The 14,277-nt window shown below is 56.0% G+C and carries 13 protein-coding genes and 1 riboswitch; of the genes, 6 read left to right on the top strand and 7 right to left on the bottom strand.

The features are described from left to right. Positions 1-97: 97 nt before the first annotated feature. Entirely contained in the window at positions 98-1,390 is a 1,293-nt protein-coding gene (locus NYE69_RS31085; RefSeq protein WP_340929914.1) for a homocysteine synthase, read from the top strand. Between the two features lie 250 nt (positions 1,391-1,640). Continuing rightward, the gene (locus tag NYE69_RS31080) at positions 1,641-3,035 is read left to right on the top strand and encodes a WD40 repeat domain-containing protein (RefSeq protein WP_340929912.1); all 1,395 of its coding nucleotides are present in this window, start codon (positions 1,641-1,643) and stop codon (positions 3,033-3,035) included. 339 nt (positions 3,036-3,374) lie between these two features. On the opposite strand, the gene NYE69_RS31075 is transcribed toward NYE69_RS31080, so the two are convergent. The 4 genes from NYE69_RS31075 to NYE69_RS31060 are packed head-to-tail and all read right to left on the bottom strand — an operon-like array spanning position 3,375 to position 5,314. Continuing rightward, complete coding sequence (locus tag NYE69_RS31075) at positions 3,375-3,779, bottom strand: DUF4097 family beta strand repeat-containing protein (RefSeq protein ID WP_340929910.1); 405 nt, start codon at positions 3,777-3,779, stop codon at positions 3,375-3,377. Next, entirely contained in the window at positions 3,776-4,444 is a 669-nt protein-coding gene (locus tag NYE69_RS31070; RefSeq protein ID WP_340929908.1) for a DUF4097 family beta strand repeat-containing protein, read from the bottom strand. The genes NYE69_RS31075 and NYE69_RS31070 overlap by 4 nt, the downstream gene beginning before the upstream one ends. Next, complete coding sequence (locus NYE69_RS31065) at positions 4,441-4,995, bottom strand: HAAS signaling domain-containing protein (RefSeq protein WP_340929907.1); 555 nt, start codon at positions 4,993-4,995, stop codon at positions 4,441-4,443. Before NYE69_RS31065 ends, NYE69_RS31070 begins: the two co-directional genes overlap by 4 nt. After that, the gene (locus tag NYE69_RS31060) at positions 4,982-5,314 is read right to left on the bottom strand and encodes a PadR family transcriptional regulator (protein ID WP_124333459.1); all 333 of its coding nucleotides are present in this window, start codon (positions 5,312-5,314) and stop codon (positions 4,982-4,984) included. Before NYE69_RS31060 ends, NYE69_RS31065 begins: the two co-directional genes overlap by 14 nt. Positions 5,315-5,644: 330 nt before the next feature. Between NYE69_RS31060 and NYE69_RS31055 the strand changes: the two genes are divergently transcribed. From NYE69_RS31055 to NYE69_RS31045, 3 genes are all read left to right on the top strand, one after another. After that, complete coding sequence (locus NYE69_RS31055) at positions 5,645-7,585, top strand: heavy metal translocating P-type ATPase (RefSeq protein ID WP_340929904.1); 1,941 nt, start codon at positions 5,645-5,647, stop codon at positions 7,583-7,585. Positions 7,586-8,009: 424 nt separating this feature from the next. Beyond that, complete coding sequence (gene trxB, locus NYE69_RS31050; protein ID WP_036619700.1) at positions 8,010-8,960, top strand: thioredoxin-disulfide reductase; 951 nt, start codon at positions 8,010-8,012, stop codon at positions 8,958-8,960. 48 nt (positions 8,961-9,008) lie between these two features. After that, complete coding sequence (locus NYE69_RS31045; RefSeq protein ID WP_316561107.1) at positions 9,009-9,245, top strand: glutaredoxin family protein; 237 nt, start codon at positions 9,009-9,011, stop codon at positions 9,243-9,245. Positions 9,246-9,333: 88 nt separating this feature from the next. Here NYE69_RS31045 and NYE69_RS31040 read toward each other — a convergent pair whose 3' ends face one another. Beyond that, positions 9,334-9,531 carry a hypothetical protein gene (locus NYE69_RS31040; protein WP_036619705.1) on the bottom strand — a complete coding sequence of 66 codons (198 nt, stop codon included), beginning with the start codon at positions 9,529-9,531 and terminating at the stop codon, positions 9,334-9,336. A gap of 309 nt (positions 9,532-9,840) precedes the next feature. On the opposite strand from NYE69_RS31040, the gene NYE69_RS31035 reads away from it, so the two are divergent. Then, the gene (locus NYE69_RS31035; RefSeq protein WP_340929901.1) at positions 9,841-10,950 is read left to right on the top strand and encodes a transglutaminase domain-containing protein; all 1,110 of its coding nucleotides are present in this window, start codon (positions 9,841-9,843) and stop codon (positions 10,948-10,950) included. 70 nt (positions 10,951-11,020) lie between these two features. Here NYE69_RS31035 and NYE69_RS31030 read toward each other — a convergent pair whose 3' ends face one another. Further along, positions 11,021-12,484, bottom strand: coding sequence for an amino acid permease (locus tag NYE69_RS31030; protein ID WP_340929899.1), 1,464 nt, complete (start codon positions 12,482-12,484; stop codon positions 11,021-11,023). A 144-nt stretch (positions 12,485-12,628) separates the two neighbouring features. Then, positions 12,629-12,830, bottom strand: a riboswitch (Lysine riboswitch). Between the two features lie 128 nt (positions 12,831-12,958). Further along, positions 12,959-14,107 (bottom strand): virulence factor, encoded by a 1,149-nt coding sequence (locus NYE69_RS31025; RefSeq protein WP_340929897.1) that lies wholly within the window; start codon positions 14,105-14,107, stop codon positions 12,959-12,961. Positions 14,108-14,277: the final 170 nt, after the last annotated feature.

The raw sequence follows: 14,277 nt of genomic DNA, 5'->3' as shown, positions 1-14,277 counted from the left end.
ATCGGATTTTCTATTTTCAAACGGCTTGAGATGTGAGAGAATATGAAAAAACATCGTCATCCCATCACTTTCGAGCGATTTGAAGGAGGAATTATCCATGTCTGAAGAGCGTCAATACGCCCCCGAAACCCTGGCGATCCATGCCGGGCAGGAAATCGATCCGACTACGTATTCCCGGGCGGTCCCGTTGTACCAAACGACTTCCTACGGCTTCCGCGACACCGAGCACGCCGCCAATTTGTTCGGCCTGAAGGAATTCGGCAACATCTACACCCGCATTATGAACCCGACGACCGATGTGTTCGAGAAACGGCTGACGGCGCTCGAGGGAGGCGTCGGCGCACTGGCAACGGCATCCGGTCAGGCGGCGATCACGTTTTCCATTTTGAATATCGCCGGGGCCGGGGATGAGATCGTGTCATCGTCCACGCTGTACGGCGGCACCTACAATTTGTTTTCAACGACGCTGCCGAAGCTTGGCATCAAGGTCAAATTCGTTGATTCCGCAAATCCCGACAACTTCCGCGCGGCCATCACGGACAAGACGAAAGCGCTTTATGCCGAAACGCTCGGCAACCCAAAGGGCGACGTGCTCGATATCGAGGCGGTGGCGGCGATCGCCCATGAGCACGGAATTCCGCTGATCGTCGACAATACGTTCCCGAGCCCCTACCTGCTGCGTCCGATCGATTTCGGCGCGGACATCGTCGTGCATTCGGCCACGAAGTTCATCGGCGGGCACGGCACATCCATCGGCGGAATCATCGTTGACAGCGGCAAATTCGACTGGTCGGCGAGCGGGAAATTCCCCGGCCTGACGGAGCCGGATCCGAGCTACCATGGCGTTGTCTACACGGACGCCGTCGGGCCGCTGGCGTACATCATCAAGGCGCGCGTCCAATTGCAGCGCGACCTCGGCGCTCCGCTGTCGCCGTTTAACGCTTGGCTGCTGCTGCAGGGGCTGGAGACGCTGCATCTGCGCGTCGAACGCCACAGCCAAAACGCGCTGAGGGTGGCGCAGTACCTGGAAGCCCACGACAAAGTGGAGTGGGTCAGCTACGCCGGGCTGCCGAGCCACGAATCCTACAAGCTGGCGCAAAAATATTTGCCGAAAGGGCAAGGCGCGATCCTTACCTTCGGCATTAAGGGCGGCGTAGAAGCCGGGCGCAAGCTGATCGAAAACGTGAAGCTGTTCTCGCACCTGGCCAATGTCGGGGATTCGAAGTCGCTCATTATCCATCCGGCGAGCACGACGCACCAGCAGCTGACGGAAGAGGAGCAACTGGCGGCCGGCGTCAATCCGGAACTGGTCCGCCTGTCCGTCGGCACCGAGTCGATCGACGACATCCTGTACGACCTGGAGCAGGCGATCGCCGCCAGCCAGGCATAATTCAACGTATTATCATTAAGCGAAAAGCCGCTGTTTCGGTGTCGGGATCACTCATCCGGCCGGACAGCGGTTTTTTGTGATCATAGAAGTGGCGGCTGGAGCCCAGGTGCAAGTACCATCATGCTGAAAGGCTGCACAGGTTAGGATGAAGATGAAACTATTGGCAGAGCGGCCGCGTTTAAGATATAGACAGCGCAGAGATAACGAATCCTTAGGGTTGTTTATATACGTTTTGGAGGAGGTTGTTTTTTTGAAAAAGATAAAATGGCTGCTCCCGGCTGCGGCTGCCGCCGGACTGCTGCTGGTAAGCTGCTCGCCGGCAAACCGCCCGGTTAACGGGGGAGAAAACGCTGCGCGGGACGCGTCCCAGCAGGAGCCAGGGAATGCGTCGTTGCCGGCTAATCAGGGAGAGGCAACACGCGTAAAAGTAGCCGAGCAAGGTGGAGCACAGGAAAAGATGCCGGCACAGAGCGTCAAGCTGGCAAAAGGAGAATTTAGCGCAAGCCGGAATGCGAAGGGAGAACTTGTCGCAGTTCCGGCCGGCCTGGCGGATTATAGCATCGACTACGGGGCGGTGGTTGAGCTGGAGGGACAAACGTTGGTGATGGCCAATGTATTTTATGGGGACGATGATGTGATCAAAGTTCTGCTGTCCCATAAAACGGGCGAAGACCAGGTGAAGACCGTCTGGAGCGAGGGGATCACGGACACGAACAACCGCTGGTATAACACGTTTATCGGGCAACTGCTCGTCAAAGCGGACGAGGAGCGGGTGTTGTTTTTGGAGCCGGAAATCATAGGGCAAGGCGGAAAGTATCATCTTTCCGAGTATAATGTGCGGACGGGGAAAATTACGCGGATCAGGGAAGATTTTTGGCCGCTGCCGGAAGATTATGACTATATTTACCAATCCCATTGGGACGGCGAGCGGAAGAAAGTGTTTTTGCAGAGCTACTTGGGTTTGGTGAGAGTGTTTGATTTGCAGGGCGGGAAAGATGATGCTCCGGACCGGTTGTTCCGGGTGATTCCGCACTCGACGACCGGGGCTCCGTCCTTGTTCCTGTCACCTGATTTTGAACGGTTTGCTCATGACGATGAGAGCGGAAAGGTTACTTTCTATGATATAAAAGGCGCTGCGCTCGGGAAAATCAAGCTGTCTGAGGACAAGTATGTTCCGTCCGAAAAAATCAAGTGGAATCCGTCCGGTTCGATCGCTTGGATGGAGTCTTCTCCGGGAGAGCATAGCCGGATTAAAGACATCGATATCGACTATTTAAGCATTGCCCCGCAGCGCATTGATTTCTACGACAGAGACGGGGGCGCTTTGGGATCGATTAAGGCGGATGCGGGGGACGACCGCGCGCTGGATATCGCCGGCTGGCTTGATGACTCCACCGCGCTCGTCAAGTCCTACCGGTTCGAGCCGGACGGCAGCAATACTTATGGGATGGTAGAGAAGGAACCGGCCTATTTCTACTACGATGTTCACAAGAAAGAAAGACGGCCCGCGAGCGAGGCGGATCTGCCGGAAATGCTCCCGGCGAAGGCGCGCACGTCATGGTCGCGAATGGCAGAACCGCATACGTCAGAGCCGCAAACCGGGGTCGTTGTAGAACGGAAAGAAATCGTGTTTCCTAAAGAGTAATAGCCCTAGTACGTACTTTTGAGGTTTCCCGTAACAGTGCAGGTTTCCGACAGGGAACACGCCTGCCGGAAATCTAACGGTTGCAGCAGCCGCTATTTTGCGAAAAAAGCCCCTTTCTAAAATCTAACGGTTGCGAGCAGCGTTATTTGCCTTAATTTGGGCCTCAATAGCTGGTTTTTAGCGAAATAAGCGCTGTGGCATCCGTTAGAGTTTGAAATCGGCGTTGTTGGAGCAAATAGCGGTTGTGGCATCCGTTAGAATGGGGGTGCCGGTTAACAAGCAGGGGCGAGCTTATGCCTGACGCGGAGACAGACCGGCCCCGTCTTGTTCCTTGCCTCATTATTCCAATGTAAAATCGCCCGTTGTTGTGGCTGCCTTGACGCTATATTTACCGCTGCCCACTTTTCCCGCGATCCCTTGATCCGTCCGGCGGCTGAAATCCATGCCCGGGACATTCACCTCAGCTTCCCCGCCTACCGTGGTGAACTCCAGCGATAGCGGCTGATTCTTTTTCAAGACGATGTCGATATCCCCATGGATGGATTCGGCCGTGATGTCGCCGGCCAGATCGACCGTCTGCAAGCCGAGGTCCAGGTCTCCATTCACGGAACTGGCGGCAATTTCGCCTTTCAGGGCGGAGGCCTCGATGCTGCCGTTGACGCTGTTTAGTTCTATTTTGGCCGCTTTAGCGCGGTCTAACGTGATTTCCCCGTTTGTGGTCTCAAGCTTGATGGCCTGCTTCATCTCCAGTTGGAGGTTTCGATGTCCCCACTGACCGTGCTAATGGACAACTTTCCAAAAGACTGCGCCGCCGGAATGGTCACGGTTAACGCCAGATCGGCGCGGAAGCTTTTGCCGTCTTTTTTCTCCCGTTCCGTTTGAATGTACAGCGTATCGCCTTGCTTGTTTAACAAAGGGGTGAGCTCGTTGTCTTTAATGCTGCTTCTTACCTTCCCCGTTAGTTTGGCTTCAATGTCCGATGCAGCGGAGGCGGTGAGCTTTACGTCGGAGGCGGCGGTATCGATGACGATGTTGCGGATTCCTTGGGCGGCGAGATTTTCGGAGAGGGAGATGCGCCGGCTTTTGGCGTTATCGGGATCATCCGTGGAATCGCGGGACACGGCGTCGTCTACGACTTCGGAGACATTATCCAAAATTCCGCCCACCATATCGGTGGTTCCTTCCATCAAATCGGTTTGAAAATCCTCGATGATCCCGTTCAGGTCATTCGGCGTTGCCTGCCGGTCACGGTGCGGAGCGTTCTGGCTTCCGTCCTGCTCTGGGGCCGTTTCCTTGGCTTCCTGAAAAAGGCCAAACGCTTTAAGCGTCTCCCCTTTGGGAAAGGTGACGATGGTTCCGATGGCCCCGATGAGCAGCAAGCCTATGGCAAAATAGACGATTTTTTTCATAGCGAAACGCTCCCTTGAAATCCGGATTTATTTTTGACCAACCGTAAGATCACGCCGTACAGCCGCCCGGCAAGCTGTCTGAGGCCCACGGCAAGCAGGATCCCCAGGCTAAACAACGTCATGGTTGCGAACAAGTTGAAAAGAAACAACTCGAATCCGCGCTGGATCAAGGAGACGATGATCAACAGCGGACTAAGCAGCATAGCGGCGGCGATGATGCTGAGAGAGGCGGCCAGGAGCAGCAGGATCGCTACGGGCAAGGCAACGGCGAGCATATTGATAAAGCTCATTCCAGCGGCCCGCAGCACCGCGCGCATCACATTGGCGAAGCTTTTCTTGCGCTCGGCCACCGAAATACTGTAATCGAGCAGCAGTTCTTTGGCCAGCAGTGAAGGCGTCCCCAGCTTTTTAATGATTTCTTCCTCGCTTTTCCCGGCGGCTGCGCCTGCCTCGAAATGCTCCTCGTAATCGTACAAAATTTCTTTGCGCTCCTCCGGAGGTATGCCGATCAGCAACCCTTCCAGGGTGCGCATAAATTCAGTTCTCTCCATGGCTACTCGTCCCTTCTGCGATAAAGTCATCAACCGCCTTGGCAAATGGCATCCATTGCGCGATAAGTTCGGCAAGCTGCTCCCGTCCCGGCGCGGTGATCGAGTAGTATTTGCGCGGCGGCCCTTCCGAAGAATCGGACAAATAACAGGTCAGGTAGTTGTCTTTGGTCAGCCTGCGCAGGATGGGGTAGAGCGTTCCTTCCGCCAGTTCGATTTTTTCGCTGATTTTCTGCGCAAGCTCATAGCCGTAATAGTCCTTTTGGGAAATCAGAACGAGCACGCAGAGCTCCAGCGCTCCTTTTTTGAACTGTACATTCATTGGCAACACCTCGGTTATCACGGCAGGATACGGAGCAAAAAATACAACAAATAGATTTTATTCAGTACTGGATATTATCTACTAGATGATCTTAGTATAGTATTCTGTACTGAATAATGCAACATACCATTTACATACTGAAGCAATTAGTTTAAAATGAAAGTAAAGTTTCGTTAACCCAAAATTATTGTACCAATACAAAAATGATTATCGTTCTCAATTGCATGCTGCTCCGGGAGATCCCGGGGCAGCATGTGCCATTTTTAGGGGGTTAACAATAGTATTCATTCTCAATTAGCGCTGCCATCCAACATGAAGGGGGAAATATTTATGCGTGCTGTTCAACAAACCTTGCCTGCCGCCGCAAAGCCATCGGCCAATTTGCCTGATCCGGGGAGACGGCGCCGTTCTTCACTGCTTCGTCTGCTGCGGCATCGGGAAATGCTGCTGGCTCTCGCTAGCGGAGCGCTGATGTGCGCCGCTTGGGGGCTGCACGGCTGGCTGCCTTTGTTGTCGATTGTCCTTTATATAACCGCTTATATTGTCGGCGGGTTCGTGAAAGCGCGGGAGGGGCTGGCTACTTTATTTAAGGATAGGGATTTGGACGTTAACCTGCTGATGATCGCCGCCGCGCTTGGAGCGGCATCGATCGGGTATTGGAATGAAGGGGCGATGCTTATCTTCATTTTCGCGTTAAGCGGCGCGCTGGAGTCGTTTGCCGGCGAGCAAAGCCGCAGGGACATCTCGGCGCTGGCCGCGATGAAACCGGAAACGGCCCTGCGGATCGATGCGGACGGAATGAAGGAGGTCGCGGCCGAAACGCTGCTGGTCGGGGATTTGGTCCTGGTAAAACCCGGCGAGGTGATCCCGGCGGACGGAATCGTGAGCAGCGGGGGCTCTTCCGTCAACCAATCCGCGATTACGGGCGAGTCGATGCCGGTGGACAAACGCGCCGGCGACGGCGTATACGCCGGAACGATCAACGGCGAAGGAGCGCTGTATGTGGAGGTGACCAGTCCGGCGGACGGTACGCTGTTTGCCAAAATCATCGCCCTCGTGGAGCAAGCCGAGCGGGAGGTGCCGAAGACGGAGCGCTTTATTAAGCGGCTTGAAGGCGTTTATGCCAAGGTGGTGCTCCTGGTCACTGCGGCGCTTGTTCTGCTCGCCCCGCTGACTTTCGGATGGAGCTGGCCGGCGGCTTTCTATAAAGCGATGGTGTTTCTCGTCGTGGCCTCGCCCTGCGCGCTCGTATCCTCCGTGATGCCGGCGATGCTGTCGGCGATGTCCAAAAGCGCGCGAAACGGCGTGCTGTTCAAAGGCGCCGCTTATATGGACCTGCTCGGCGGCGCGCGCGTCGTCGCCTTCGACAAGACCGGCACGTTGACGGAGGGGATTCCGGAGGTTACCGAGCTGTACGTGGCCGAGGGATATGACCGGCTGCAGGTGCTGGCCGCTTGCGCGGCGGCGGAGAGTTTGTCCGAGCATCCGCTGGCCGAGGCGATCGTGCGCAAAGCCGAAGAAGAGGGCCTGACCATCCGGAGTGCGGATGAATTGCAGGCGCTGCCCGGCTGGGGCATTGAGGCCAAGATCGGCGGCGAGGTGTGGAGGGTCGGCAAGGCGGATGAAGATGATCCGAATTTGCCGCCCGAGTTCGCCGAACGGATGCGGGCCTGGATCGCGGAAGGGCATACGGTTTCCGCGATTCAGGCCAGCGGGGAATACGCCGGACTGATCGCGCTGCGGGACCGGATTCGCCCTCAAGCCAAGGCGGCGGTCGACCGCCTGCACCGGCTGGGGATCGCCGCCGCGATGCTGACCGGCGATCGCGGCGGCACCGCCCGCGCGGTCGCCAGGGAAGCGGGGATCGATCTTGTGTACGGGGACCTGTTGCCCCAGGACAAGGTGGAGCATGTGAAGGCGCTGCGCAGCCGTTACGGCAGCGTCGTCATGGTCGGCGACGGCGTCAATGACGCGCCGGCGCTGGCGGCGGCGACGGTCGGGGTGGCCATGGGCGGAGGCGGAAGCGCCGCGGCGCTGGAGGTTGCCGACGTCGTGCTGATGAACGACAGTCTGGAGCGGGTTGCCGAGGCGATCTCGCTCGCCCGCCGGGCCCGGAGAATCGTCAAGCAAAATCTTGTTTTTGCCGGCGCGGTCATCCTGCTGCTGATCGCGAGCAATTTTTTGCGCGGCATCCCTCTGCCGCTTGGCGTTGTGGGGCATGAAGGCAGCACGCTGCTCGTCATTTTGAACGGGCTGCGGCTGCTCCGGTAATTCGGGGCTGCGCAAAAAAAGCGGACGCCTCTTCATCATTCCTTCATTTAAACTTCACAGAACCGTTCCGGTACGCTTGTTGACACCATGCAGTCGTTTTAACATAATTGAAGTAGATCATAGATTTTCCATCTTGATATAAAAAAACAGTGTGTCGAAGCCTTACTATATAAGTTGAACTAAAGAAAAACGAGAGTAAGGCAAGAGTGTGAAATGATTCTGAAGAAACGGCAGTGGTCGCCTTTGTGAGCGGATTTCTACCTTGTATGAATCTACGTAATCATAGAAATCTGGGAGCAACAGCGATCGTAAGAACATTTCACACGGCTGCCCTGATCCGTATAATATTGTTCAACTTATATAGCAGATTGCCTGAAATAGAGTGCTTACTTTCTATCGATCACACTTTTAGGAGGATGTCATTATGTATAAATCGATTATTATCGGTACCGGTCCGGCCGGACTTACGGCGGCCATTTATCTGGCCCGCGCCAACCTGAACCCGCTGATCATCGAGGGACCGCAGCCGGGCGGACAGCTGACGACGACGACGGAAGTGGAAAACTTCCCGGGATTCCCGGAAGGGATCATGGGTCCGGAATTGATGGACAACATGCGCAAACAGGCCGAGCGTTTCGGCGCGGAGTTCCGCACCGGCTGGGTCAACAGCGTTGATTTGAGCAAACGTCCGTTTAAGCTGCAAGTGGAAGGGATCGGCGAACTCGTTACCGAAACGCTCGTTTTGTCGACCGGCGCGACGGCCAAATATTTGGGAATCCCCGGCGAGCAGGATAACGTTGGACGCGGCGTAAGCACCTGCGCCACCTGCGACGGATTTTTCTTCCGCGGCAAGGAAATCGTCGTCGTTGGCGGCGGCGACTCCGCTCTTGAGGAAGCCGGCTTCCTGACCCGCTTCGCGACGAAGGTGACGCTCGTTCATCGCCGCGATGAGCTGCGCGCTTCGAAGATCATGCAGGATCGCGCCCGCGCCAACGAGAAGATCGAAATGGCGCTGAACCGCACGCCGCTGGAAGTCATCGCCGGCGAAAACGGCGTAACCGGCCTGAAAGTGCGGAACAATGCGACCGGCGAAGAAGAGATTATCAGCGCGAGCGGGGTGTTCGTCGCGATCGGCCACCAGCCGAACACGGCGTTCCTCGGCGGGCAGATCGATACGGATGCGAACGGCTATATCGTGGTCAAACCGGGCACGTCGGAAACGAACGTACCGGGCGTATTCGCTTGCGGCGACGTGCAGGATAACCGCTATCGCCAGGCGATCACCGCCGCGGGCAGCGGCTGCATGGCCGCGATCGACTGTGAGAAATACATCGAAAACCTCGAGCATGAAACGGCCGCAGCGGCCGCAAAATAAAATCATCGGAAAAGTAATATAGTTCCGGATAGGAAGGGAGAAATCATCATGGCAAATGTGATTGTATACACCAGCACCAATTGCCCGCATTGCAAACAAGTGAAAAGCTTTCTGAGCGACAAAGGCGTCGCTTATGAAGAGCGCAACATCGAGCAAAACGACGAATACGCACAGCAAGTTTGGGACATGGGCATGCGCGCCGTTCCGGTAACGGTCATCGGCGAGCACCGCATCTTGGGCATGAACAAAACCCAGTTCGATAAAGCGTTGGCGGAATTGGCGTAAGGCCAGCCGCCAGCCGAAACCCGAAAGAGCACCGCCCTTGCAGCCTGCACGGCCGTCAAGGACGATGCTCTTTTTTGTTCCGCCCAAATCAGCTCAACCATCCGGCGAGAAGCTGAAAGATCAGATACCCTGCCACCCCGCAGCCGAGGAGGGTAAATCCGGCTTTTTTCCGGCCCTGGAACAACCGCATAACTCCCAGGCTCACCAAGGGGGCGATCAGCAGCAAGAAGAACATGACGGCAACAAACATTTCAACGGAAATATCGGAAGTATCCACGATGGTCATGAGCAAACGCATCTCCATGTAAACGATTTATATTTTTTCGGCAATGATATATATCACAAATTCTATGTTTTTTATTATACTTCTATTTTTTAAAAATTGTAATGCGCGAAAGCGGCAAAATTGGGGAGAAATTGCGTCTTTTCGCGCCACGGCCCAAGGGCAGACGTTTCGACAAAACTAGTAAGCTTTTTTAACGGGAGCTATGGTACAATAAGCCTCAAGAAGATGCTGGAACAAGCTATCAAGGCTTGATGCACCGACAACAAGCCGGATAGAGGGAAGGAGCTGTCGGTTGTGGAATGGACATCCATGAGAAAATTTGCTGCAGCGGGAATTGCCGGCACATTGTTGTTCGGCACGGCTTCGGGTGAATGGAAAACCACAATAGCTTACGCCGCGCCTGCGATATCCAGCGTAACGTCGGCCAAGGACATACAAGACCAATTGGCGGCGGGGCTTGAAGCCCGCAAGACGCAAATCAAACTGCTATATAAAGGGAGTACGGCAAAGCTGGAAAGCCTGATGAGCACGGCCATGAGCCAAGCGCTGGATCAGGATCCCTATACGAAATACGTGGTGAATCGCTATTCCTACGAATGGGAAGGAACGTCGGAATTCGCGACAGTTTCGGTCAAATTTCAATACCGGGAGACGTTGGAGCAATCCAACTATGTTTTCGCGAAAATAAAGAGCATCGTGGCGGAAATCATTCAACCGGACATGAACGATCACCAAAAAATCAAAGCGATTCATGACTATGTGGTGCGGTATTTGAAATACGACCAGGATTTGCAAAAGTTTACGGCCTACGAAGGGTTGACGACCCGCGAAGCCGTCTGCCAGGGTTATGCGCTGATGACCTATCGGATGCTCCGGGACGCGGGGATAGACAATCTAATTATCGAGGGCAAAGTGAACAATACCGCGCATGCCTGGAATCTGGTGCTGCTGGACGGCAAATGGTATCATCTCGACACGACATGGGACGATCCGGTGCCGGACGAGGGCGACCGTGTGCGATATACGTATTTTTTGCTGACGGACGATCAGATTCGGAAAGACCATAGCTGGACGCTTAGTTATCCGGCCGCCTCGACCGCTTACCGGGATGTGTTGGGTTCGCTGATTGCCGCAGGCGGAGGGAACACCGGATATTACAAGGAACTATATAAAACGCTGGAATACGATTTGTTTGATGATGGCGCGGTTGTGACAAGCAGAGAAGGAATCCGCAGCAAAGTCGTCGAAGCCCTGAACGACAATCGGTCTTCGGTCACCATCAGATACGGCGGTTCAGAGCAGAGCTTGCTCCGCCATCTCAGAGAGCTCTATACCTTAAACCTTCAAAACATCAAGTATAACGAGGAACAACTTGAAGGCACGAATGATTTGAAGGTTGAAATCGTTTGGGAGAAATAGTGTGTACTATGCAAAACCGGCTTCACGGGAGAAGAAATTCTTCCATGAAGCCGGTTTTTTTGGTGAGGCGTTAACGTTGATCCGGTACTTCGAGATCGCATTTATCCAGCGGAATCAGCTTGGACTTTTTGGTCCATTTGTACCCGAGCCACACGAGAAGGAACAACGGAACGCTGATGTAGGAAACAATGACGCCGTACCAATCGATCGTTTCGCCCGAGAAGGCGGACAGGTTTTGCCCGAGAATGACGATAAAGCAAAGGATGAAGGCGAATATCGGGCCAAACGGGAACCAGCGCGCTTTATACGGCAGATCGTTCAAGTCGCGGCCTTGGGCCATGTAGGCCCGGCGGAAACGGTAATGGCTAATGGCGATGCCAAGCCAGGTGATGAATCCGCACATGCCTGAAGCGTTCAACAGCCAGTTATAGACGACGCCGTCGCCGAACAGCGAAGCCAGGAAAGCCAGCATGCCGACGAGCGTCGTGAGAAGCAGGGCGTTCATCGGGATGCCGCGCCGGTTCAATTTGCCGAGGAATTTCGGCGCCTTGCCGCGCAGGGCCAGGGAATAAAGCACCCGCGAAGAGGCGTACATCCCGGAGTTGCCGGCCGACAGCACGGAAGACAAAATGACCGCGTTCATGACCGAAGCCGCAAAGGCGAGCCCGGCTTTTTCGAACACCAGGGTGAAGGGGCTGACGCCGATGCTTTCCAGACCGCTTTTGAGCAAATTCGGATTCGTATAAGGGATCAGCAAACCGATGACGAGAATAGCTAAAATGTAAAAAAGCAGAATCCGCCAAAAGACCTGCCGGATCGCCCGCGGCACATGCTCGCGCGGGTTGTCGCTTTCCCCGGCGGCCACGCCGACCATCTCCGTGCCTTGGAAGGAGAAGCCGGCGGCCATAAAGACGCCGAGGAAGGTGAAAAATCCGCCGTGGAACGGCGCGTCGCCGATCGTAAAGTTGGAAAATCCGACCGCTTCGCCGCCCATGATTCCGAAGATCATCAGCACGCCAACGACCAGGAAGATGATGACGACGGCGATTTTGATCGTCGCAAACCAGTATTCCGACTCCCCGTAGCCTTTGACCGACAAAATGTTGAGCCCGAGGATCAAGGCGAGGAACAGCACGCTCCACAGGGGCGAAGGACTGTTCGGGAACCAGTATTTGATAATGAGCGTGGCGGCCGACAGCTCGGCCGCGATCGTAATCGCCCAGTTGTACCAGAAATTCCAGCCCATCGCGAAGCCCAGCGAAGGATCGACGAAACGGGAGGCGTAGGTTTCAAAAGAGCCGGAGTCCGGCAGATACGTCGCCAGCTCCCCCAAGCTGGTCATCAGAAAATAGACCATGATGCCGACAGCCGCGTAGGCGAGCAGCGCTCCCCCCGGTCCGGCGGATGCGATCGCGCCGCCCGAGGCCAGGAACAAGCCGGTTCCGATCGAGCCGCCGAGCGCGATCATCGTCATGTGGCGGGCTTTTAAGCCCGGTTTCAGCCGGCCGCCCGTCCCTGTATTTTTATTGCTCATAAGAAAAACACTCCTTCGGTATCCTAATATTCCCTCGGCGCGGGGCCGAAGATGCATTCAGGTACAGGCCGAGGCTTGGAGCGTGCAAAAAAAGGGCCGCGGAAAGGATTCCGCGGCCTGTATATACCGTGTATCCCACCATACCATGAAGATAGCTCAACACGAAGTTCCCCGGGTGACGGGAACCCTCGTGACAGTTCTGTCCCTTTCGGCAACAGCCCCAGCCTACAGCCCTTAGAAGCCGGCTAATAAGCTTCGGCGACGGCGCCTTTCCATCCGGATTCTCTGGCGGCTTCTAAGCGCCTCCTCCGGTGTACTCATCGCAATCGCGACCTCTACCTCACCGTAATGATGAGGTTATTTATTCACTTTGCACTTGAACACATTTTAATAGTATAAAACAAGGTTGGACGGGCGGGCAATGCCAAAATAATGACAACCTGCCGCGCCGAAGCGAATTTTCGGTGAATTTTTTTAATTTCGGGTTTCGCCGCGGTCCCGGTTCGCCATTTGCTGCCAGACGGTGCCGGCGGCTTGTTCGCCGGATTCGATCCGCTCCACGGCCATTCTCGCCTGCAGGCCGACTTCGAACTCGGGATCGTCCGCCGCCGCCCGCAGTGCTTCCAGCGCGTCGTCGGTTCCGACCTCGTACAGGAAGCGGGCGGCCCGCCAGCGGACCAGCTTGCTGCTGTCCCGCAGCGCCGCGATCATCGGCCCCGTGGCCGCGGGATCGCCGATGTCGGACAGCGTGTCGCCGGCGGTGCGCCGCACGGCGGCGGAGGAGTCGCGCAGCGCTTCATACAGCAGCTCCATCGCCTCCGGCGTACGCACGTCGCCGAGGTAGACGACGGCGAGCCGGCGGAGCTGCATCTGCGGGTCGCGCAGCGCCTGGGCCAGCAGCGGCAGCGCTTCGGGGCCCGGCTGCTGCAGCGCCTCGAGCGCGGCGTAGCGGATGCGCCAGTCGCTGTCCGCGAACCGCTCGCGGATCTCGTCCAGGCTCAGCTCGCGCCGCTGCTCGACGAACTCGGTCTCGCTGCGGCCGTGGGCGATCGCCTGGGCGACGATCCCTGCAAGCCGCTCGGGCGGATACGCCGCTTCCAGCTCCTGCTCGACCTCGCGGGCGATCTCCGCGAGCTCCCCGTAGCGCACGCCGTAGTCGGTCAGCTTGCGCTCCTTGATCAGCGTGGCGCTGGCCACCTCCGTAACCGCGTTTACGAACCGCTCGGACAGGGAGATGCGCTCTTCCTTGCTTCCCGCCTTGACCCGGATTTGCATCGGGATGCCGCGGAAAAACTGCACGAATACCTGTGCTTCCCCGTACGCGGCCGCCTCATCGCTCTCCGGGCTCCAGGCGGATTCGACGCCTTCCTGGCCGAATTGTTTTTGCACCTCGGACAAGATGGCGGCCCAGTCGGCGCTGCCTTTCCGGTCCAAAGCGACGAAATCGAGGGTATGGAACACGCTTTTCACCCCGGGGATGCCGAGCAGATTGCGGATCCAGGCAGGGGCGGAGCGTTCATTGTCTGGGGTATATGTTTTTCGAATCCCCGGCTCCAGGCTTTCGTCCAAATGCAGCTTCATCGTATTGGGACTGGGAGTCGGTTCGATAAATACAATTTTCATAAAAGTTTCACATCTCCTTTCCCATATATTGTACCTCAACCTTTCCGTTTGCCCAAGCTTTTCATCCGCCGCTTTAGACCGTCGCCTTGGCTGTCCATCTATTATATAAGTTGAAGTAAAGAAATACGGAAGTTAGGCAAGAGGGTTCAATATTCTAAAAAAGTGACATC

Source organism: Paenibacillus sp. FSL R5-0527, assembly GCF_038008055.1.
Taxonomy (GTDB): domain Bacteria; phylum Bacillota; class Bacilli; order Paenibacillales; family Paenibacillaceae; genus Fontibacillus; species Fontibacillus macerans.
Note: the sequence above shows the minus strand (reverse complement) of the source record. Positions and strands in the feature narration are given on the sequence as shown.

What these genes read in the sequence shown, in the direction of transcription:
- NYE69_RS31070 (WP_340929908.1), bottom strand. Translation starts at nt 4,444, where the DNA reads ATGAAAAAAATCGTCTATTTTGCCATAGGCTTGCTGCTCATCGGGGCC.
- NYE69_RS31045 (WP_316561107.1), top strand. Translation starts at nt 9,009, where the DNA reads ATGGCAAATGTGATTGTATACACCAGCACCAATTGCCCGCATTGCAAA.
- NYE69_RS31040 (WP_036619705.1), bottom strand. Translation starts at nt 9,531, where the DNA reads ATGACCATCGTGGATACTTCCGATATTTCCGTTGAAATGTTTGTTGCC.
- NYE69_RS31060 (WP_124333459.1), bottom strand. Translation starts at nt 5,314, where the DNA reads ATGAATGTACAGTTCAAAAAAGGAGCGCTGGAGCTCTGCGTGCTCGTT.
- trxB (WP_036619700.1), top strand. Translation starts at nt 8,010, where the DNA reads ATGTATAAATCGATTATTATCGGTACCGGTCCGGCCGGACTTACGGCG.
- NYE69_RS31085 (WP_340929914.1), top strand. Translation starts at nt 98, where the DNA reads ATGTCTGAAGAGCGTCAATACGCCCCCGAAACCCTGGCGATCCATGCC.
- NYE69_RS31035 (WP_340929901.1), top strand. Translation starts at nt 9,841, where the DNA reads ATGAGAAAATTTGCTGCAGCGGGAATTGCCGGCACATTGTTGTTCGGC.
- NYE69_RS31030 (WP_340929899.1), bottom strand. Translation starts at nt 12,484, where the DNA reads ATGAGCAATAAAAATACAGGGACGGGCGGCCGGCTGAAACCGGGCTTA.
- NYE69_RS31065 (WP_340929907.1), bottom strand. Translation starts at nt 4,995, where the DNA reads ATGGAGAGAACTGAATTTATGCGCACCCTGGAAGGGTTGCTGATCGGC.
- NYE69_RS31025 (WP_340929897.1), bottom strand. Translation starts at nt 14,107, where the DNA reads ATGAAAATTGTATTTATCGAACCGACTCCCAGTCCCAATACGATGAAG.
- NYE69_RS31075 (WP_340929910.1), bottom strand. Translation starts at nt 3,779, where the DNA reads ATGAAGCAGGCCATCAAGCTTGAGACCACAAACGGGGAAATCACGTTA.
- NYE69_RS31055 (WP_340929904.1), top strand. Translation starts at nt 5,645, where the DNA reads ATGCGTGCTGTTCAACAAACCTTGCCTGCCGCCGCAAAGCCATCGGCC.